We start from the raw sequence: 21,853 nt of genomic DNA on the forward strand, positions 1-21,853 counted from the left end.
GCTTGCAGTTTGTCTTTATATATTCATACTTTCCTTGAATTGAGAAGGTGTATATCCGGTTTCTTTTTTAAAGACTCTTGTAAAATAAGAGGAATCCTCATAACCGATGATCCATGCTATTTCCTCGATAGGGATAGGTTCATGTTTAAGGAGATGTTTTGCTCTGTTTAATCTAATTTTTTGTTGATATGCAGTTATCGTCATATTTGTTTCTTGTTTGAACTTACGAGACAAATGACTTGGGTGGGTGAAGCAAAGTTCGGATAATTTATTTTTATCAATTTTTTTGTCATAATAGCTTACTATATATTCGATGACACTTTTTGTAATCCTTGAATAATTACTGTGAGAACTGGAAGTGACAAGGTCCGAGTACTCTTCAATCATGTTATGATGTAATTCCTGTAATTTTGATAATTGACTGGTTTCTTCTATTTTAAAAGCAAATTTTTCAGACACACGATGTATAAAAATGGTAGGGACATTGCTTTTTCGCACTGCGGATCGTAAAAGGGTATTTAAAATGATAGCTAAGTTTTTAATTCTCCTAAGTGGTGCGTTAGGTAATCTTTCAGTAAAAGAAAACAGCATTTCATTTGAATGTAACAAATCAAGAGCTTTAGACTTATCCCCTTGTTCGACAGCATGTAATAAGTCGTTTTCAATTTTGTATCTCATATTAATAAATTCATTACTATCATGATCAAGCTGACTATTACCTTCTATACTATTTCTGTGAATGTTTTTATCAGGTGCTATATTTATTGGGGTAAATTCTCCTCCAATAAGTTTTTCGAACTCCTGCAAAATCCTTGAGTAACTATTTACTTTTTCAATGCTTAAAACTTGGATTTTATGACAAAGATTTTTCAAATACTCACTGTCATTATTAGCTAGTTTATACTCTCTGGATAAGCTAAATATATTAGGGGTTAATTCCATAAAAGGACCGATAATAACAGCATAAGTTTGATCGGTTCTAAAAGTATTACATAAATAGTGTAACCCCCATTCATTAGCGTACGTGTACAATTGGTTAATTCCCCAGTCAACATTTTTATGGAAGTGACTGATATCCTCTTGCTTGCTTCCAGGCATGAAAGAGGGGATTGTAATCTCTTCGTGATAAAAGACGGAGTTATTACGATAATCAATTATATAAACATTTAAATTTGTAATATGGTGTATCTGCATAGCTGTTGAAATGATGTTAGATTCTTCCATGGTAGAGAATTGCTCCTTTATATATTATCTCAATATACTATCAAGTGAAGACGTTATTATTATCCTTATTATGCAATAATTATCCTTATAAAAATGATGCTTTTCCTATTATAATGTAAAAGTGAAAACGATTTCAAGTGTGAGGGGGAATTTTAAAATGGAAACGTCTAAACAAACAAACGATACCGTTAAAATAGACAGGTCCAATAACAAAAACGATAAGTTAGGACTTAAAGAGAAAATGTCCTACGGAATGGGAGATGCGGCAAATAACTTAACATTTTCTATGGTTACAACCTATTTGCTCGTGTTTTATACGGATGTTTTTGGTATTAGTGCGGCGGCTGTAGGGACACTTTTTCTAGTAGCGCGAGTCTGGGATGCGTTTACCGATCCTATGATGGGTACGGTTGTTGATCGATATGGAAGAAACAATCCAAATGGCAGGTTCAGACCCTATATGAAATGGGGGGGCATTCCGTTAGTCGTCATAGCAGTATTTTTATTTTCAACTCCGGATCTTACTTATGAAGGGAAACTAGTTTATGCGTATGTGACCTACATTTTATTTGGAATGGCTTATACAGCTATCAACATTCCATATGGTTCATTAGCATCTGTTATGACCAGAGATCCTGTAGATCGCTCTTCACTTGCATCCTTCCGTGGTTTAGGGTCTATGATAGGAGTGTTTGTTGTAGGGGTTCTTGTCATTCCAATGGTTGCCTTATTTCCTAGTCAACAGATTGGATTCCCATTTGTCATGGGGATTATAGGTGTTTTTGCTTTAGTTGCTTATTATTTAACTTTCAGAAATACAAAAGAAAGAATCAAACCGGTTGCATCTGCAAGACCTGAAAAAATGAATATAAAGATGTTGACTCGTACATTGAAAAATGGTCCATTTTTAGCACTTTCGTTTATGTCATTTTTTGTTCTGTTAGCCATGTTAATCAATCAATCTGTTGGGCTTTATTTCTTCACCTATTATTTAGAAAATGAAATGCTATTCCCTATCTATAATATGTTAAATATCCCATCCACCATTCTTCTTGTCATATTCATTCCAAAATTGACAAAAAAGTTTGGGAAAAAGAAACTTACACTATTCGGATTTTTATTAGGAGCCGCAGCATTCGGAGCATTATTTATGATGCCACCAACTCCTGTAACGGTACTTTTGTTTTTATGGATCGGTATGCTAGGTATTATGATTCCAAACATTCTTGTATGGGCATTCATTTCTGACGTCATAGATTATGGAGAATGGAAGACTGGGTTTAGACAAGAAGGTACTACTTATTCTTTGTACAGCTTTATGAGGAAATTATCGCAAGCAGTAGCTGGCTGGGCAGCGGGGATGGGCTTGACATTAATTGGATATGTTCCAAATGTCGCTCAAACTCCTGAAACTTTAACGGGCTTAATGGTAATGATGGTTTTATTACCTGCGATTGCCTGTCTCATTTGTTTTATAATCTTTAAATTTGGTTATTTACTAGATGATAAAACGTTTGAAAAGGTTTCAGCAGATTTAGCAGCTAAAGAATAGTAGATTTATATATAAGTGCGTGTTCAAAAGGAGCATAAAAAGAGCGGAGTAGGTCGAGGCGGCGTGGTACCCTGCACCGAAGCGTATACTTTTAATACGTGAGTAGCGGAGGGACAAGCCAACGAAGAAATACGACAGCCATTTATAAACAGATATGAAAGTTTTAGTTGACAGCTATCTTTACGCCACGCGTGTCAAGTTGAAACCCACCTCCTTTTCAGCAGCACCTACACGCATTACAGAGGTGCTACTCGGGGTGGCGAAAGATGACGCTGAATTTTATAAAAGACGGCTATGCTGTTTTTCTTACGGACTTTTTGAACAACCTCTATAAGAACGATTAACTGCTTGATGAGAATGGTTAATCGTTCTTTTCTAGTTGTAGTATGTAAAGATAAACTATAAAATGTATAGTGGAAAAGAGATGTTGGGGGAGTAAATATAATGAAACAAAGCAAAGTCATACTATACTTATTATTATTATTTGTCGTTAGTGTTTGTTCAGATGTTAGTGATGACCAGACAAATGATAATCAATCACATGAAGCAAAAACGGACGAGTTAGTCTTGGCGGTTGGGGGAGAGCCGGAAGAAGGTTTTGATCCGTCAACGGGCTGGGGACGATATGGTTCGCCACTTTTTCAAAGCACTCTTTTAACTCGTGATAAAGATCTTTCTATTAAAAATGATTTAGCTGAAAACTATCATATAAATGATGATGGGTTGACTTGGATGGTGGAAATACGGGAAGATGCTTTGTTTGCGGATGGAGAGCGGGTGACTGTGGAAGATGTTATTTTTACATTTAAACAAGCAAGTGAAAGTGGATCAGTCGTTGACTTAAGTAATTTAGAAAGTGTAGAGAAGGTAGACAAATCTACAATTGAATTTAATTTAAAAGAGCCACAGTCTACATTTGTTTCATTGCTAGTTTCTACTGGTATCATTCCAAAACATGCATATGGGGAGGATTATCATGAGAATCCTCTAGGGTCAGGTCCTTACCAAATAGTCCAGTGGGATAAAGGGCAACAGCTGATTGTCGAAGCGAACCCTTATTACTATGGTGACCGACCGCATTTTGAAAGGCTGACTTTTTTGTTTTTGTCTGAAGATACAGCTTTCGCTGCAGCACAAGCTGGTCAAGTCGATATTGTTTCTGTCCCTCCAACTTTTGCTGATCAAGATGTACCTGGTATGGACTTGCTTGAACTCGAAAGTGTTGATAATCGAGGAATTATGTTTCCCTATGTAAAAGAAGAAGAATCAGAAGAGGGGGTAGTGATAGGAAACGATGTCACCGCCGATGCAGCTATACGAAAAGCAATCAATCTTGCTGTAAACCGACAGGCATTGGTAGATGATGTTTTAGAGGGGTATGGGACTCCCGCCTATTCCGTAGCCGATCAATTACCTTGGTGGAATTCAGATACAACGATAGAAGATGCAGACATGGAAAGAGCCAAAGCAATTCTTGAAGAGGCAGGTTGGCAATTGAATGCGGAAGGTGTTCGTGAAAAAGATGGTCTGGCTGCTGGTTTTACATTATTGTATCCAGCAGATGATGAGGTGAGGCAAACACTATCCATGGCTTTTGCTGAAATGATGAAACCATTGGGGATAGATATTCAAACCGAAGGGGAAAACTGGAGTGAACTTGAAGATCTCGCACATTCTCATCCTGTCATGATGGGTTGGGGAAGTCATGATCCTCTTGAAATGTACTTCCTTTACAGCAGTAAATATAAAGGAGAAGGTTGGTATAATTCTAACTATTATTCCAATGAACAAGTTGACCAATACATGAGTCAGGCACTAGAAGCTACATCAATGGATGAAGCAAATGAGTACTGGCAAGATGCACAATGGGATGGTGAAACAGGTTTCAGCGTAAAGGGAGATGCACCTTGGGCATGGCTCGTAAATCTCGATCATCTCTATTTTGTCAGGGAAGGGCTGGATATAGGGGAACAGAAAGTGCAGCCACACGGTCATGGCTGGCCTGTGACCGATTATATCACCCAGTGGCGTTGGGTGGGGAAGTAATCCGAATTTCAAGGGTATTAGAATCCTTTAGGGGAAGATGGGTTAATATTGAAAACAAGAAACGTTCTAATATATATATTTAGAAAAATTATTAGGTTGGCAACACTGCTAGTTGCAATAAGTTTGATTTCTTATATCTTAGTAAGTTTTTCTCCTGTAGATCCAGTTCAATCATATATTGGAGCGGATATGATGATACTGAGCCCGGAACAACAAGAAAATGTATCTGAATACTGGGGACTTAACGAACCTAAATTACAGCAGTTTATAAATTGGAGTACATCCTTATTGCAAGGTGATTTAGGGACATCGCTCATTTATAGAAGTCCAGTATCAGAAGTGATAGCTGAACGCTTTTATGCTTCTCTGGCTTTGATGGCGACAGCTTGGTTAATGTCTGCATTATTTGGATTAATTTTAGGAAGTTTAGCTGGAATGAATCAAGGAAAGTGGCTAGATCGATTTATTAAAGGCTATTGCTTTACTCTTGCATCAACTCCTGGATTTTGGCTGGGATTACTCATGTTAATGCTATTTTCTGTATGGTTAGGTTGGTTTCCGATCGGGTTAGGAACTCCTGCAGGTGTTTTAACGGAGGAGGTAACTATAATTGATCGACTACAACATTTATTTTTACCTGCGTTAACTTTAAGTATTGTAGGTGTGGCTAATGTTGCATTGCATACGAGAGAGAAACTTATCGAAGTATTGGAAAGTGAGTATATACGGTTTGCCAGAGCAAAAGGAGAAAGAGGTTTTGCTCTATTTTGGAGTCACGGCTTGAGGAATATTTCTCTTCCGGCAATTTCCCTACATTTTGCTTCATTCGGCGAGTTGTTTGGAGGAGCTATCCTTGCGGAACAGGTATTTTCGTACCCTGGACTTGGACAAGCCATTGTCCAAGCTGGACTAACAGGAGATGTACCTTTGCTTCTAGGAATTGTACTATTTAGTGCTATATTTGTATTTATTGGCAACCTTATTGCTGACCTTTTATATACATTTATAGATCCGCGAATCAGGAGTGGAGGAAGAAGACTATGAAATACAGGACGTCTTTAAAAACAACATCTTCTTCTCTTTTATTTGGCCTGAATCTTAGGCAACGTACTTTGGCTGCTATATTAATTAGTTTGTCTCTTCTCATTGGAATCGTTATAATTGGTTTATTTATCGGATCAGAAAAGTTAAATGTGAACTTTGAAATGAGAAATCAAAGCCCTTCTTTCTGGAACTTGTTCGGCACAGATTGGATGGGGAGAGATATGCTAGCTAGGACATTAAGTGGTCTTACGTTAAGCATGGGTGTAGGAATTCTAGGTGCTCTGATAAGTACAGTGATTGCCGTGATCATCAGTTTTTTAGCAAGCTGGAATAAAGCTGCCGACATTATTGTCAGCTGGTTGACAGATCTTTTTCTCAGTATTCCTCACCTTGTCACACTAATATTGATTTCTTTTGTAATGGGGGGAGGATTTAAAGGAGTCATCATAGGTATAGCGTTAACTCATTGGCCGAGCTTGGCCCGTGTTCTTCGCTCAGAATTATTACAAGTTCGCCATGAGGAATACGTAGAAGTATCGCGGCAATTAGGCAAATCTAGAATGTGGATTGCCTATCATCACTTCCTCCCACACTTGGTACCGCAAATTTTAGTCGGCTTTATTCTACTATTTCCTCATGCTATATTACACGAGGCAGCTATTACCTTTCTAGGATTTGGCTTGTCTGCCGAAAAACCAGCTATTGGGATTATTCTGTCAGAGTCTATGAAATATCTTTCCACTGGTATGTGGTGGCTTGCTTTTTTTCCTGGATTATTATTATTAATTATGGTTGGGTTATTTGATTTTCTTGGCCAAAATATCAGAAGGCTTATTGACCCATTTCATGCTAAAAGATAATAGAAAGAAGGGATAGGATGAAACTCTATAAAAGCTTATCTGGAGTTGAAACTAAGAGGGATGACAATAAAAGCACTACCAGAGGAGGAGAACAGGCTCTGCTGGAAGTGAAGAATTTGGGTATTTCATTCCGTGAATATAAAAGTGGGCTCCTTGAATCAAAATTACAGGTAATTCGTGGACTTGATATAACTGTAAATCAAGGAGAAGTGCATGCCATCCTTGGTGCAAGCGGTTCAGGAAAAAGTTTGTTAGCAAATGCAATTATGGGGTTACTTCCTGAAAATGCAGAAGTAACAGGAACGATTAATTTTCGAGGAGTAACGCTTGATTCAGAAAGCCAAACAATGTTAAGAGGAAAGGAAATTGCATTAGTTCCTCAATCTGTTAATTCTTTAGATCCATTAATGAAAATTGGAAAACAAGTTCGAGCATCAATTAAAGAAAAAAATAAAAAGTATATTCAAAGAAATATCTTTCGTAAATTCCGGTTAAACTCCAAGGTTGAGAATTACTATCCTTTTCAATTATCAGGAGGCATGGCCAGAAGAGTTCTTGCTTCAACCGCTATGGTTAGCGGTGCACAGTTAATTATTGCGGACGAGCTAACGCCTGGCATGGATGAACACTCGTTGCAAGAGACAATGAACTTTATTCGGGATCTAGCAAATGAAGGAAGAGGGATACTGTTTATTACTCACGATATAAATATAGCAAAGAAAATTGCTGATAAAGTTGCTATCTTTTATGCAGGTACATGTGTTGAAGTTGCTAGTACAGAAGACTTTTCTGGGAGTGGCAAGTCCCTTCGTCATCCTTATACGAAAGCGTTATGGAATGCTTTACCACAGAATGGTTTCACCCCTCTTGCGGGATCCCAACCATTTATTGCTGAACTGGAAAAAGGGTGTCTTTTCGAACCACGGTGTCCCTATGCTACCTCCGTTTGTTCTGAAGAAGAACCAGAGTCAAGGACAATGACTGGCGGGATGGTGAAGTGCTATCATGCTTAAAGCAGAGGGAGTCGGTTTTCGGTTCGGTAGTCATCCTTGGCTCATGAGGCAAGTCAATATAACTGTAAATCCTGGTGAGATTGTGGGTATGTTTGGAGTGAGTGGGGCAGGTAAAACAAGCCTTGCCAAAATTATGGCAGGATATCTCAGGGCGGAAGAAGGTGATGTAATAGTAGATGGTAGCAAAGCGCCGATAAGTGGCATAAATCCGGTTCAATTAATATGGCAGCATCCGGAAAAAGTAGTTAATCCAAAATGGATTCTTGAGCAAACTCTTAATGAGGCTGGACAACTAGAGGATGACATTCTCCGGTCTCTGGAAATCAAAAAGACGTGGCTTAGGCGTATGCCTAGTGAATTGTCGAGTGGGGAACTGCAACGAATATGTATCGCAAGGGCACTGGGTCCTTCCACTCGTTATATAATCGCAGATGAAATAAGTTCGATGTTAGATACGGTGACGCAAGCGAATTTATGGAATGTTATAATGGACCAAGTTCAACATCGTAAGATTGGAGTACTTGCTATAAGCCATGACATAAATCTACTTGAAAAAATTAGTGCGAGAGTTATCGACTTTGATGCATTGCTTCTAAAGTGAGATGACCACACCACTACTCTCTTATTTGTCTAATCATTCAGTGTTAATGCTATATAATTCTGTCCTATTGCTGATAGTATTGCTGACCAAAATCTGAAAGGTATACTGTCCTCAGAAGTTAAAGAAAAAAGAGAGACCCATAGGAAGTCACCACAACGATAACCTAAGGATCTCTCATACAAGCATTATGATGCATACAGCATCGAAGTCGGTCGTTGGAGCAGAGACCTTGACGATTGTCGGTTGGAATTGTGGTTCCCTTTTGACTAAGCTATGCGGTGAACAGTCTTCGTGCTATCACATTTCGTTATTTCTATTGGGCCCCGAACACGGGGCTTCCTCCCTGCCGGTTTCGTCCTTATTTCAGCTCGTGGGACTGTTGGTTGGTGTCGAGACGCCTTTGTCCTCCCCCTCATAAATACTCATTCTTGGTTACATACCCGCGGTGCCTTTCTGTCCAACAGGAGTGAAAAACCGAAAGACTTTGTTATACTATGTGGCTGTATGTTCATTTGGTAGTCGCTTGTTGGTCATTATTCGATATCATATAGGAAGCACCTCTTCTGTATAGCTATGTAATTCTCAACAAATCAACTATATCAAACGTTCGGGTGTTTTTTCATTCCTATATTTCTTGTCAATGACCATACTTCAATAGCTACGGGTATTACAGCCAATTGAATAAACTAGATTTTTATTGATATGAAAGTTGACTCCTATAATAAATCGTGTAACTCAGTATCTGAATAAATGGAGATTAATACCACAGCTTTCTTATTTCCAACGTTTTTTACAAAATGTGGGACACTTGCATTCCAGCTAAAGGAATCACCTGCTTCAACAATTACAGAGTCTTCCCCTTGTTCAGCTAAGATTTTCCCTTCCATTACTAGATGACATTCTTCCCCCTCATGAGCATGGGGCTCTCCTATTGTTGCTCCAGGGGGAAACTCTACAATCATCATTCTTAAACCTCCCTTAGAGGTTAGATGCTCGATCTTTAGACCATTAAACGTTGATTTTGATCTTGTGTCATTTCGGACGACACGCATATTTTGTTTTTTTTCCAAAAGTAAGTACGGTAGGGGAATTCCAAGAAACGAAGCTATTGTACTTAATGTGCTTATGGAAGGTGAAGTGTTATTGTTTTCCACGTTGCTAATGAAGCCTTTTGAAAGTCCAGTTCCTTCACACATTTGTGCAATGGTAATTTTTTTCCGGTTTCGAATTGCGCGAATTTTAGTACCTATATCCAAACTAATCACCTCATAAGTTTACTAATAAGAAACATATTTATATATTAACAAAAAATCTGTTGACAATCTACATTTGATATTGTTATCCTGTAAGTAACAAATATTCATATTGGAGAACAAAGGCGATGCATATTTTTTTGAGCTTTTTGTATTCCTATACAAACATTTTATCTCTATTTAAATTTTACCTTTTTGATATAGAGGAACTGCTTTTGATAAACCTGCTTTGCTATAGAGAAGACAATATGATGAAGGGATGATAAGAATGAATTCACCAATGATTTATGAACTACAAAAACCATCACATATGGAGCCAAATAAGAAATACCCAGCTTTATTTGTCATGCATGGGATCGGTAGTAATGAACAAGATATGTTTTCCTTATTAGAAGGATTAAAAGATACGTTCTATATTTTTAGTGTTCGTGGTCATTTATCACACCCTCCTGGCTATGCTTATTTTACAATTCAAGGATACGGGAAGCCACATAGAGAAGTGTTTGACAATGGAATCAATCAGCTTACTAGCTTTATTGATTATGCAGTGGAACAGTATAACGTGGATAGTGACCATTTGTACCTACTTGGATTTAGTCAAGGTGCGATTGTATCTATGACGCTTGGGCTTACATTAGGGAATCGAATGAAAGGAATTGTAGCCCTTAGCGGGTATATACCAAGCTTTGTCAAAGCCGAATATAATACTAAACCAGTCAATCAGATTTCGTTGTTTATCTCGCATGGTGAATGTGATAACATTCTGCCTTATGAGTGGGGAGTAGAAAGTAAGGAATACTTTGAAAGCCTTTATGCACAGGTAACCTTTAAAACCTATTCAGAAGGACATACCGTTTCCATAGAAAATCAACAAGATTTTACGAATTGGCTGCTTGCAGATTTAGCTAAATAATAAATACTAAAGGAGGAAAAAATAATGGTACCTTCATTATTTGTTGCACACGGAGCACCGTTATTAGCAATTGAAAATAACGAGTATACACAGTTTTTGGAGCAATTAGGTACGAAATGGTCAAATCCAAAAGCGATTGTATTGTTTTCAGCGCACTGGGAATCACGTACTCAAAATGTAAGTAAAGTAGATGAATTTGAAACTATGTATGATTTTGGTGGTTTTCCAGAGGCATTATATCGTATCAAGTATTCAGCGAATGGGGATACCTCCGTTACAAAGGAAATAGAAGAATGCTTTGTATCACAAGGTATACCTTATAGTGTAGATACAAAACGTGGTTTAGACCATGGGGCTTGGGTCGTTCTTAGAATGATGTATCCAAATGCTGATATCCCGGTTATTTCAATGTCTATAAACCCAAACCTCACACCAATGGAGCAATATCACATTGGAAAGTCTCTACTAGAATTAAGAAAACAAGACATGTTGATTATTGCTAGTGGAGGAACGGTTCATAACTTAGGAGCAGTAAAAATGGGGAGCGAGGGTGGAACGATTGATCAATGGGCGCTAGAGTTTGATGCATGGTTAGAAGATCGCTTAAAAAATTGGAATTTAGATGACCTTTTTAACTATCAATCTTTAGCTCCAAGTGCTGAACTTGCCGTACCATCTTATGGCAGGGAACACTTTATTCCCATATTTTATGCCATGGGCGCTGCAGACGATGAAAAGAGTGCAAAATTATTACACCGAAGTTATCGATATGGCAATCTTAGTCATAGTGTTTGGCAATTTGGATAATCGAGTAAGTAAGTTTAAATGAAATGGTCTAATAATAAAACATATTTGGAGGAAATTAAAATGATAAAAAAATACGAAATTGGTACGTTCATTCTAAGAGTTGTATTAGGTTTAACATTCTTTATTCATGGATTAGATAAATTTCAAGGTGGAATTGAGAATACAGTTGGCTGGTTTGAAAGTATTGGTTTACCAGGATTTTTAGCGTATGGCGTTGGATTAGTGGAACTCCTTGGTGGAATTGCGTTAATTCTTGGTTTGTTTAGCAGAGTTGTGTCTGGTTTGATAGCACTAATCATGGTTGGGGCCATTGTAAAAGTAAAACTAGATGTTGGCTTTTTAGGAAATGGCCAAATGGCAGGCTACGAACTGGATCTAGCATTTTTGGCAATGGCAGTATTTATTGCGATTAATGGTACAAACGCATATTCTCTTGATAATGTCATTTTAAAAGGAAAAGATGAAAATGGAAACACAACTACTTTAAACTAGGTTGGTTAAAAGAGCATTACTTCTATTTCAGAGGTTGTGTTTTCTTTTTTGTGAATGTAAAAAAGGCTACTGAAGAAGTTGAGGCTGCGTCACGGTGGTTTCGTAAATGATAATTATACTGAAAATATAAATTTTCTACGGATGAATAATTTCTAATGTGAATCCGGCTCACGGGTCTGATAAGTTTCTAGGAGGAATCGAAAATACAGCAGGTTGGTTTGATAGTATTGATATACTAGGTTTTCTCGCTTACATTGTTGCGACAATTGAAATGGTCGGAGGCATCGCATTAATTTTAGGGATAGGAACTCGAATTATTTCCACATTAATCACTTATATTAATTGGAGCCATTATAACAAAGGTCCATACGGAGTAAGTGTCACAGTCGGTCAAGATGGGAAAATGCAAGAAGATTTAGAAGAAGCTGCAAAATATCAAGCAAAACGTGTTGTTCAAGTTGCAGAGTGGATTAAAAAGGAAACCAATAATAAAGAAAAAGCCAATCAATATTTATTGATTGGCTTTTTCTAAAAAATGTTAATGAAAGATCTGATGATGGTTAGATGCTCGATCTTTAGGACATTAAAAGTTGATTTTGATCGTGTTCCACTTTATTAAATGCAAATGTCGCTGAAGATAGGATGACAAGTGCGATTAGACTACCGCTATAAAAGAAACTGATACCAGGGATATAAACAATTGCGTAATAAACAGCTGTAGAACCAAAAATGATAAACAGGTTCGGTAATGGATTATAAACCATAATTAGAACAGCATTTTTCAATAAAATACCTATGTTTTGGTTGAAATGGACGCAGCAAGCAAATAAATAACAAACTGATAGTACAAATAGCAAGCTAAGCAAGATCATTGGATAATAAAGTAGATGTAACACTCCGATGTTAGTTTGCAAGAAAGTAATATTAAGGTAGAAAAAGAAAGATATTATTACAATAATAAGCCCTAGTTTATTTGAAAAAACAAATTCTTTCTTATAATACTTCCAAAAAGTTTTAAAGACTGGTGAATGATTTTTATTTAGAAATTGTCGTAATGTTGCAAACATTGCAATTGTTGCAGGAAAGAAACCAAATATAAACAGTCCAACAATTGAAAAAAATATCCACAGTAGGTTGATGTAAGCAAGTCGAGCAAACCAAGTGCAAAATTGATAGATTATTCCAGAAAAAACATCTAATTGCATGTCTAATCCTCCCTAAATAAAATTATTTGCTGATAAAGAAAGAAGCGATTCCATTACTCTTTATAATCTTCGTCAATTTAATATACCATGATATTTTCATGTGATTTAGGTTCTTGACTAAGTAGTAAAAATATTCTCGAATTAGTAAAGATAGTACATTGTTGAAAGCGTTTTCCTTTTATACAATGAGAACACCAATTAAGAAAAAGAGGTGAACAACATGCAAACAGGGATAAAAAACCAACCAATATCCCCACAAAAGAAAAGAAAGAAAAGAAATGGTGATCCATTTAGTGGGTGGAAAGAAAATTTATCTGGTTATATTTTTATAGCTCCTATGTTTCTTGGAACTTCCTTATTAGTCTTGTTTCCAATTATATCCTCACTCGTATTAAGCTTTACAGATTGGAATTTTGTTTCGGGATATCGCAATGCAAGTTTTGTTGGATTTGAAAATTTTCAAAAGTTGTTTACAAATCCACTTTTCCAGAAATCTTTAATAAATAATTTTATCATTTTACTAGCGATACCAGTCACATTATTTATTTCTTTATCACTAGCGGTAATTATTAATAAGTATGTTTACTTCAAAGACTTTTTTAAAGTCATATACTTTATGCCGTTTATTTCCAGTATTGTTGCGGTGGCAGTTGTATTTCAAGTGTTATTTCATCCAACAGACGGCCCAATTAATCAATTTTTAATGGCAATAGGAGTCGAAAATCCTCCAGGCTGGATTGCTAGTGTTGCTTTTTCATTACCTTCCGTTATGCTCATAATGATTTGGACAAGTATTGGTTTTAACTTAATTATTTACCTGGCTGGCTTACAAAGTATTCCAAAGGAACTTTATGAAGCTGCGCAAATTGATGGTGCTTCGGCTTGGTATCAGTTTTTAAAGATTACAATTCCGTTAGTATCGCCAACAACTTTTTTACTATTAGTAACTGGAACCATTTCTAGTTTTAAAGTTTTCGATCTGATTATTGTACTAACTAATGGTGGTCCAGCTAATTCAACCATTACACCAGTTGTGTATCTGTATCAGCAGGCATTTTTAGAATTGAAAACAGGTTATGCTTCGTCAGTTGCGCTTGTACTGTTTGTTATCGTTTTAATTATTACGTATTTTCAGTTTCTTGGTCAGAAAAAATGGGTGAATTACTAAGTTGAGAGGAGGAATTACTGTGATAGAACGTTTAGACACTAGAAAAATTATTATGACAATAATCATGTTAATTCTTGGCTTAGTCTTTTTAATGCCGTTTATTTGGATGATCTCTGCATCACTAAAAATAGAAGAAGAAGTGCTAATTTTTCCGATTCAATGGATACCAGAATCGTGGAATGCTGTAACAAACTATAAAGAAGTTTGGACAGGATCAATGCCTTTTTTACTACTGTATTGGAATTCGATAAAAGTAACTGTGTTAACAACACTTGTATCAGTGACAATATCTGGTTTAGCTGCATATGGTTTTGCAAAAATTAATTTTAAAGGCAGAGATGTACTATTCATCATTGTGCTTGCAACATTCATGATTCCACCACAAACCTTGTTGGTCACGCAGTTTTTACTTTATAAGTGGCTTGGTCTATACGATACTCACACTGGACTAATTTTGCTAAATAGCTTTAGTGTGTTTGGGACCTTTATGCTACGTCAGTTTTATTTAGGTATTAGTAATGAGATTATTGAGTCTGCTCGAATGGATGGCGCAGGACATTTTACAATTTTCTACCGGATTGCATTACCACTAGTTCGGCCTGCAATTGCAACATATGCAATATTACGATTCATTTGGACTTGGAATGACTTTCAGTATCCATTAATCTTCTTAAGAACAGAGTCATTATATACGATACAGTTAGGTGTACAAAGCTTTGCTGATGAACATGGTAGCATTTACTCACTAATGATGGCAGCATCTGTGTCTGCGATCATACCACTACTTATTATCTTTATTATTGGTCAAAAGCACGTGATTGAAGGGATTCAACTCGGTGGAGTAAAAGGTTAATAACTAAATGAATAGTGTATAGACTTTGCCAGAGGATTAAGGGGATAACTTGACTTTACTTAAAAGTGTGAAGTTAAATTTACCATAAATTAATTATTATAAGGGGGAAAAAGAAATGATGAAAAAATGGGGTTTAGTATGGTTACTTGTTTTGATAACTACCTTTAGTCTAGTGGCTTGTTCTGGTAGCGATGAATCATCTAGTGATTCAGACAGTTCATCGACTGATGATTCTTCAAGTGAAAGTAGTGGTGATGAAGTAGTTACACTAAAATTTATTCATTGGATTAATGAAGATAATGGTAAATGGGAACCTGTTATTGAAAAATATGAAGCAGAAAATCCAGGTGTGGAAATTGAATCTATACCATTAGTGGACAATATGAATTCATTGGATTATTTTAAGCAACTTGACTTGTTTGCATCAGCAGGAGAAGATATGGATATTATTATGTTTAATAATGTAAATGATCTCGTAAAACGGATCGATGCCGGTTTATTGTCACCTATCGACTCATTTATGGAAGAAGAAGGAATCGATATCGATGAAGATTATAATAATTCTTACGGACCAGTGGACGGGGAATACTATGGTTTACCAATGAAGAACGTAACTAACTTAGTCATGCTAAATAAAGCCCATTTAGATGAAGCCGGATTAGAGATTCCGACAGATTGGACTTGGGAAGACTACCGGGAATACGCAAAAGCGATGACGACAGATGAACATTATGGCTCTTATTTGCACACATGGCATAATTTCCAATCGTCCCTAAAGTTGATGGGTAATACAGAGGGTAGTACAGTTATTTTAAATGAAGACGGAACATCTAATGCTGATAATCCATTACTTAGAGAGTCGTTAGAATTACGTTATCAGTTAGAGCAAGAAGATCAATCATCTGTTCCATATGCAGAAATTCTATCCCAAAAATTAGATTACCGCCAGCAATTCTTTACTGGGGAAGCAAGCATGATACCTATTGCAAGTTTTATGATTACAGAGTGGGGGAACTTTACACCTGATTTTGAAATCGCATGGGCTCCATGGCCGAAAAATGAACCAGACAGTGAAGTTTATACAGTTATGGGTGGCGACTTAATTGGCATTGCGGAATCCTCAGAGTACAAGCAAGAAGCCTATGACTTTATGCGTTGGCTGTCTACAGAAGGGATTTCTGAACAAGGGATTTGGGTACCATCCTGGAAGGAAGCTGAGCTTTCAATTATATTGGAAACTTTGGCTAGTGGTACGACAAATCCTGAAGCAGTTCATATGGAATCACTGGAGCACACATTAGATGTTTCTAATCCAACTAAAACGTTTGCACCAGAAAGTTATATTACAGAAGTTTTAACGGAATTTGATGCCGAAGTAGAGATGTATCTATTAGATGAACAAGACATTGATACAACAATGGAAAATATTGAGGAAAGAGCGCAAGCAGTAATCGATGCAAACCAATAATATCTAACAAAAATAAGCATGATATAATGTAGGGAGAAGCAGTCATTCTCCCTGCATTATTTTTTTTGCTAGTAAACTATTGGTATATGGTAAGCGTCGAATCTCTTGGCTTGCTTATTTGCTACTGACGTAATAATAGCCTACGTAGTTAAGCAGCCTAGGACCTAAATTCTTCTAATTTGGCAACTTTTTGAACACGCACTTTAAATATATTTTAGTAGGTGAATAGTGATATGATTAACTACATCAAACGGTTAAATAATATCTCGTTACGTTATCGTTTAATAATTGCCGTTGTTTTATGTATTTTATTACCTTGGGCAATGACGTATGTTGTATCGAATTATTTTACGAAAGATGTATTGGAGAAAAGAGCAGTAAAGCAATCAGAAGATTCTTTACGAATGATAGAAATGAGTTTAATAAATTCATTGGATGAATTAATGTATATATCGAATTTTGTTCAATTTGATACAGAATTTAATAAATTATTAAAATCATATCAATTAATTGACCAAGATTCCCCAAACGTAAGCCAAAAGATAGCTTTGCATAATATCAAGATTACCAACTATTTAGAAGGTGTTACAGATTTACTTGGACCCTCCTACATTACTATTCTACTAAATGATGAGTTATATTATATGAACTATCCTGCATCTGAATATGACCCATTAACCTTTTATAATGAACCATGGTTCGATGGACTAAGTGAATTGACCTTTTATGAGACGTATTGGATAGGTACACATCCCACTTATATTCAATCAGATGTGGACAGCGAACCTTATTTATCTAGTATTGGGCGTTCAATTAAACAATCAAATCAAGTACAAGCAAATGTGATCATTAGTTTTCATGAATCAGATATTAGTAATATTTTCCGGAATTTTTCTAACGAAATGGAGCAAAAGTTTTACTTAACAGATAAAGATGGTGTCATTTTTTCAAGTGTTGTTACCGATGAAATAGGAGAAGAACTTACTTATGATTTATCTAAAGATAAATCATATCAAATCGTAGAATATAACGATACAAACCATTTATTGGTAACGTACCCTGTAGCTTATAATGATTGGAAGTTAGTTAGTCTCGTTCCGTATAAAAAAACAATTGGAAATATTAATCTAGTAACTAGAACGACAATTATTATTCAAGGTACATTCCTACTTTTGTTCTTAATAGCGCTGATTGTATTAATAAGAGAAACAACAAAGCCACTAACGAGATTAAGCCATGTAACAAGGGAAGTGGAAAAAGGGAATTTACAGGTTAGAGCAGATGTAATTGGTAATAACGATGTTGCAAAGCTTGGCCAGTCATTTGACCTTATGTTAGATACAATAGAAAATAAAATTAAAGAGATTAAAATACAAGAAGAAGGTAAACGTTCCGCAGAACTAGAAATGTTACAAGCGCAAATAAATCCACATTTCCTATTTAATGTGTTAAACGCAATTCGATTGAATATTTCAATGAATGGTGACAAAGACAGCGCAAAATTAATTCAGTCTCTATCCTCCCTACTACGCATGACGATAAACAGAAATAATGCGTTTATTTCATTACAGGAAGAAATTGATATTATTCAACACTATGTAAAGTTGATGAATTTTAGGCACGGGCATTATGTAGTACTGGAATTAGAAATTGAACCAAATGCTGGCAAAGAAGAAGTGCCAAGATTCTTCTTACAACCAGTTATTGAAAACGCTATTACTCATGGATATAATGAAATAAAGGGGAAGGTTACAATCTCAGCTGTATTGGACAAAGCTAATAATTTAACGATAAAAGTAAGCGATAATGGACCAGGTATGAATCAAGAAATAATGCAGGAAGTGGAAGCGAGATTTTTTGAATCTGCATCGGATAGCTCCAAAAATCATTACTCTTTTAATGGGATTGGCTTGCAAAATGTTTATCAGCGTATGCGAATCATTTATGGAGAAGCATTTCAAATGAAGCTCTCTAGTCAGTTAGGAAGAGGAACAGTATATACTTTTCATATCCCTAGGAAGTAGGAGGAATGATATTAGTGTACAAAGTGGCATTGGTAGATGATGATGTACTCGTACTTGAATTTATGGAGAAAATGATACCATGGAATCAATATGGTTTTGAAGTTTTAGGGTCATTTAAGGATAGTGTTGTGGCATATGAACACTTGAAGCAACATCCTTACGATGTATTGATAACAGATATCGGGATGCCACGTTTAAATGGCATTGAATTAATTTCGTTATTAAGAAAAAATGATATGGATACGTTTAAAATAATTTTGTCATGTCATGACGAATTTTATTATGCTCAGCAAGCGCTAAAATTGGAAGTATTTGATTACATTTTAAAAGAATCAATGGATCAGGAAAATATTGTTGACCTACTCAAACGATTAAAAGTGACTATTGATAAAAAGCGGCAAACTGTTAATAAAACGAATAAAATTGAATACTTTTTGAAACAAAATAACATGAAGCTAAAAACTCAATTCATCGAAAAGTTAATGGAAGATAAATATGCAAATGACGATGTATGGTTGCGAGAACAAGGGGAACTCCTTGGCATGAAATTTTCCAGTGAGCACTATACACCCATTTTATGTTTCATTGACAAACATGCAGATGCAATCACAAAATTTGAGAAAGAACCATTACTCCAATTTAGTATAGATAATATTATTAGTGAAACATTAAAAAAAATCCAGAAAGATGTACAGATATTTTATTTAAAGCAAAAGTTTTATATTATTTTTCCACATGATAACCAAGTTAATGAAGTGGATCCAATGATTGAACGGGCTCTACGTGAAATTCACATCAAATTAGAGAGTTACTTAAAAATAACAATTACATCCGTTATTGGTAAGAGAAGTCCATTGCGCAAAGGGCTAGTTGAATCAATGCGAGAGCTATTGCACAATGAAGTACAGCGCTTTTATTATTCTAATTGTTCCATTCAGTACTTGAAGATGGAAACGCTTTGTGATCAACCAGCAGCTCAAAACTATATGAAAATTGTCCAAGAAACTACTAAATTAATGATCCAAGAAGATGAACAACAAGTTGAAGTCTATCTGAAAGAGCAATTATCAAAATTAAAGCAAAAAAGGCATCAGCCACCAATTGTTCAAGACTGGGCTATAAAATTTATTTTAGATATTAAACTAAACATACAAGCACTTGCAAATCTTGAAGATAAAAACTTTATTACAATGACAGATAAAATAGTCGATCAGCTGGAAACTTTTGAGCAACTTGAAGAGATGATTTTTAATACTTGTAAACTTTTAATGTCGCATCTAGAAAGTATTCATAAACTCCCCCACAATAGTGAGGTAGTAAAAGCGCAAAAGTTCGTCTTAACTCGTATTAATCAAAAAATAACATTAAGTGATGTTGCTAATTACTTACACTTGAATCCTAGCTATTTTAGTCGACTCTTTAAAAAGGTCACTGGAGAGAGTTTTGTTGAGTATGTAACTAGAGTTAAAATGGAACGAGCTAAAGAAATGTTAGATATCACAGGAAAAACGATCGACCAGATTTCATTTGATCTCGGTTTTGATAGCAAAAGTTATTTTCTAAAGGTTTTTAAAAAGTTTTATGGTATGCCACCCAGAGCTTATAAATATAAAGAAGTACAGATAAATAAACTATTTCCTACACTAAAAAGTTAATTTGTTTACCAAACAATTATTATGACGATGCTGTGTGGAGGATTTTTTACATGGGTGGCCATGAATTCCGCACCCTTTGGAGTAATATTCCAAACTTTGGTTAAAAAGACTGATAGTAGTAATGTAAAGAGCCACTTTATTTCTTCCAATGTATATTACCGTTCTTTCCATCCATCAGAAATGTTACCCTACAATCCTCGCCATCAGTATCGCAAACACGAGGGAGGCGGTTCCTTTTCCTGTTCTCATTGAAGCGCTATTGATGGAGATGATGTTCGAAGTACTACTTGAAGCAGGGCTACGTCTACCTAAGCAAGTTGGAGCAGCAGTTGGGATCGTGAAGAGATAAATGAAATAATGATCGTGGTAGCAACTGGATTGGATTATCACGATGAAGAAGAAATAGAGGTTTCTATTGAAGCGAAAATACCGGAAGAGGAGGGTGATGGAGAAGGAGAGCAGCAAACATTTGTACAATCGGCAACAGGAAAAACGACGGCAGAGGCGATATCGCATTTACAAAGGAAGTTTCCAATAAGAATTTTTTTTGGACATAACCAAGTCGTTGTTTTCAGTGAACAACTTGTACGAGAAAAAGGAATTAAAGATGAACTAGTTTATTTTTTCCATTTTCAGAAGCACGTCTACGAGACCGCGTTTTTGTCACAACAAATAAAGCAAAAAATATTTCAGGTGGTGCTGAAGAAAAAAACCAATTCTTACAGCTATTTTTAAAGGAAATAAGATGCATGACATGATAGATATTTCACTCACAAGAGGTTTACTTTGGTTTAAAAATGACATTGACCTCGGTACTATTACGATTAAACCAGATGAGGAAGATGGGTTTATTTCAGCTTTAATCATTAAGGCTGAAACGGAATTAATTCCTGAAATTAAAAATGGGAAATGGAAAATAACAATCAACGTGATATGCGAAGATGATGTTATCCAAAATACAACAGACTTGGATTTAAGTAAAGTAGATACGCTTCGTTCAGTGGAAAAAGTGTTGGAAGATGATATACAAAATATCATGGAAGCTACAGCAAAAAAAGTACAAAAGGAAATGAAAACAGATGTGTTAGGATTCGGAGAAGTCTTCCGTAGGAAGTATCCTCATGAATGGGCTAAACATAAAGACGACTGGAACAAGTTTATAGCTAGTATTGAAGTAGAGTATGATATGAAAGTTTATGTAAGAAGAATAGGATTAGAGACTGGTGGTAGCTGAATGAGAGAAAATCATTGGAGTCTCAAGTATTTTCGGTTCAATCCGATGCTCTCCATAGCTTATTAATAGTGTACCATCTCATATAAATAGCACTCTTGTGAAGAAAATCTTATCCATTAAATAAAGAAAGGAACATTAACGTTGGAAATACTATTTGTATTACTAATAATTATTCTGATTATGTGCATGACTGTAATTGAATGGCCCAAAATAGATAGAAAAGAAAAAAAGGAAAAAAAAGCATTTATCTGGGTTACTTTCATTGGTTTTTGCTAATCGGTCATGCTTATCTATTTTCCAGATACCCCTAGCCCAACAAACCTAGTGGGAGAAATATTTAAACCATTCGCAAAAATATTGGAATAAATCCAAGTTATTCCCTGCCAAAAGCCAACAAAAAACTTGCCCTAAACTGTTCTGTTTAGGACAAGCCATGTTAAA

The 21,853-nt window shown here is 35.8% G+C and carries 20 protein-coding genes and 1 pseudogene; 18 read left to right on the forward strand and 3 right to left on the reverse strand.

The features are described 5' to 3' along the window. Positions 1-15: 15 nt before the first annotated feature. Positions 16-1,224 carry a helix-turn-helix domain-containing protein gene (locus ACHABW_RS11665; RefSeq protein ID WP_435755471.1) on the reverse strand — a complete coding sequence of 403 codons (1,209 nt, stop codon included), beginning with the start codon at positions 1,222-1,224 and terminating at the stop codon, positions 16-18. A gap of 157 nt (positions 1,225-1,381) precedes the next feature. Between ACHABW_RS11665 and ACHABW_RS11670 the strand changes: the two genes are divergently transcribed. From ACHABW_RS11670 to ACHABW_RS11695, 6 genes are all read left to right on the forward strand, one after another. Continuing rightward, positions 1,382-2,776, forward strand: coding sequence for a glycoside-pentoside-hexuronide (GPH):cation symporter (locus ACHABW_RS11670; RefSeq protein WP_435755472.1), 1,395 nt, complete (start codon positions 1,382-1,384; stop codon positions 2,774-2,776). Positions 2,777-3,220: 444 nt separating this feature from the next. Then, complete coding sequence (locus ACHABW_RS11675; RefSeq protein WP_435755473.1) at positions 3,221-4,822, forward strand: ABC transporter substrate-binding protein; 1,602 nt, start codon at positions 3,221-3,223, stop codon at positions 4,820-4,822. Positions 4,823-4,870: 48 nt separating this feature from the next. Continuing rightward, on the forward strand, positions 4,871-5,866 hold the full coding sequence (locus ACHABW_RS11680; RefSeq protein ID WP_435755474.1) for an ABC transporter permease: 996 nt from the start codon (positions 4,871-4,873) through the stop codon (positions 5,864-5,866). After that, positions 5,863-6,726 (forward strand): ABC transporter permease, encoded by an 864-nt coding sequence (locus tag ACHABW_RS11685; protein ID WP_435755475.1) that lies wholly within the window; start codon positions 5,863-5,865, stop codon positions 6,724-6,726. Before ACHABW_RS11680 ends, ACHABW_RS11685 begins: the two co-directional genes overlap by 4 nt. 17 nt (positions 6,727-6,743) lie before the next feature. Continuing rightward, complete coding sequence (locus ACHABW_RS11690; RefSeq protein ID WP_435755476.1) at positions 6,744-7,739, forward strand: ABC transporter ATP-binding protein; 996 nt, start codon at positions 6,744-6,746, stop codon at positions 7,737-7,739. Further along, positions 7,732-8,340, forward strand: coding sequence for an ATP-binding cassette domain-containing protein (locus tag ACHABW_RS11695; protein WP_435755477.1), 609 nt, complete (start codon positions 7,732-7,734; stop codon positions 8,338-8,340). The genes ACHABW_RS11690 and ACHABW_RS11695 overlap by 8 nt, the downstream gene beginning before the upstream one ends. A 716-nt stretch (positions 8,341-9,056) precedes the next feature. Here the strand turns inward: ACHABW_RS11695 and ACHABW_RS11700 are convergent. Next, positions 9,057-9,596, reverse strand: a complete 540-nt coding sequence (locus ACHABW_RS11700) for a helix-turn-helix domain-containing protein (RefSeq protein ID WP_435755478.1) — start codon at positions 9,594-9,596, stop codon at positions 9,057-9,059. Positions 9,597-9,861: 265 nt separating this feature from the next. Here ACHABW_RS11700 and ACHABW_RS11705 point away from each other — a divergent pair, with 265 nt between their 5' ends. From ACHABW_RS11705 to ACHABW_RS11720, 4 genes are all read left to right on the forward strand, one after another. Beyond that, the gene (locus ACHABW_RS11705) at positions 9,862-10,506 is read left to right on the forward strand and encodes an alpha/beta hydrolase (protein WP_435755479.1); all 645 of its coding nucleotides are present in this window, start codon (positions 9,862-9,864) and stop codon (positions 10,504-10,506) included. Positions 10,507-10,530: 24 nt separating this feature from the next. Further along, positions 10,531-11,313 (forward strand): dioxygenase family protein, encoded by a 783-nt coding sequence (locus tag ACHABW_RS11710; RefSeq protein WP_435755480.1) that lies wholly within the window; start codon positions 10,531-10,533, stop codon positions 11,311-11,313. Positions 11,314-11,373: 60 nt separating this feature from the next. Then, positions 11,374-11,805 (forward strand): DoxX family protein, encoded by a 432-nt coding sequence (locus tag ACHABW_RS11715; protein ID WP_435755481.1) that lies wholly within the window; start codon positions 11,374-11,376, stop codon positions 11,803-11,805. A gap of 157 nt (positions 11,806-11,962) precedes the next feature. Beyond that, the gene (locus ACHABW_RS11720) at positions 11,963-12,337 is read left to right on the forward strand and encodes a DoxX family protein (protein WP_435755482.1); all 375 of its coding nucleotides are present in this window, start codon (positions 11,963-11,965) and stop codon (positions 12,335-12,337) included. Positions 12,338-12,380: 43 nt separating this feature from the next. On the opposite strand, the gene ACHABW_RS11725 is transcribed toward ACHABW_RS11720, so the two are convergent. Then, positions 12,381-13,010 carry a YesL family protein gene (locus ACHABW_RS11725; protein ID WP_435755483.1) on the reverse strand — a complete coding sequence of 210 codons (630 nt, stop codon included), beginning with the start codon at positions 13,008-13,010 and terminating at the stop codon, positions 12,381-12,383. Between the two features lie 220 nt (positions 13,011-13,230). On the opposite strand from ACHABW_RS11725, the gene ACHABW_RS11730 reads away from it, so the two are divergent. The 8 genes and pseudogenes from ACHABW_RS11730 to ACHABW_RS11765 all read left to right on the forward strand — a co-directional run bounded on the left by ACHABW_RS11730 (position 13,231) and on the right by ACHABW_RS11765 (position 21,412). Beyond that, positions 13,231-14,178: a carbohydrate ABC transporter permease gene (locus tag ACHABW_RS11730; protein WP_435755484.1), complete on the forward strand. Its 948-nt coding sequence runs from the start codon at positions 13,231-13,233 to the stop codon at positions 14,176-14,178. Positions 14,179-14,230: 52 nt separating this feature from the next. Beyond that, the gene (locus tag ACHABW_RS11735) at positions 14,231-15,031 is read left to right on the forward strand and encodes a carbohydrate ABC transporter permease (protein ID WP_435755492.1); all 801 of its coding nucleotides are present in this window, start codon (positions 14,231-14,233) and stop codon (positions 15,029-15,031) included. A gap of 115 nt (positions 15,032-15,146) precedes the next feature. Further along, positions 15,147-16,499, forward strand: coding sequence for an ABC transporter substrate-binding protein (locus ACHABW_RS11740; RefSeq protein WP_435755485.1), 1,353 nt, complete (start codon positions 15,147-15,149; stop codon positions 16,497-16,499). Positions 16,500-16,732: 233 nt separating this feature from the next. Continuing rightward, the gene (locus ACHABW_RS11745; RefSeq protein ID WP_435755486.1) at positions 16,733-18,523 is read left to right on the forward strand and encodes a cache domain-containing sensor histidine kinase; all 1,791 of its coding nucleotides are present in this window, start codon (positions 16,733-16,735) and stop codon (positions 18,521-18,523) included. Positions 18,524-18,537: 14 nt separating this feature from the next. Then, positions 18,538-20,178 carry a response regulator transcription factor gene (locus ACHABW_RS11750; protein WP_435755487.1) on the forward strand — a complete coding sequence of 547 codons (1,641 nt, stop codon included), beginning with the start codon at positions 18,538-18,540 and terminating at the stop codon, positions 20,176-20,178. Between the two features lie 142 nt (positions 20,179-20,320). Then, positions 20,321-20,527 (forward strand): annotated as a pseudogene (locus tag ACHABW_RS11755) (spore germination protein); the annotation flags it as partial. Positions 20,528-20,535: 8 nt separating this feature from the next. Continuing rightward, positions 20,536-20,913, forward strand: coding sequence for a hypothetical protein (locus ACHABW_RS11760; RefSeq protein ID WP_435755488.1), 378 nt, complete (start codon positions 20,536-20,538; stop codon positions 20,911-20,913). 19 nt (positions 20,914-20,932) lie between these two features. After that, entirely contained in the window at positions 20,933-21,412 is a 480-nt protein-coding gene (locus ACHABW_RS11765) for a Ger(x)C family spore germination C-terminal domain-containing protein (RefSeq protein ID WP_435755489.1), read from the forward strand. Positions 21,413-21,853: the final 441 nt, after the last annotated feature.

The organism is Salipaludibacillus sp. CF4.18 (assembly GCF_051262595.1).
GTDB classification, from domain to species: Bacteria; Bacillota; Bacilli; order Bacillales; family Salisediminibacteriaceae; genus Salipaludibacillus; species Salipaludibacillus neizhouensis.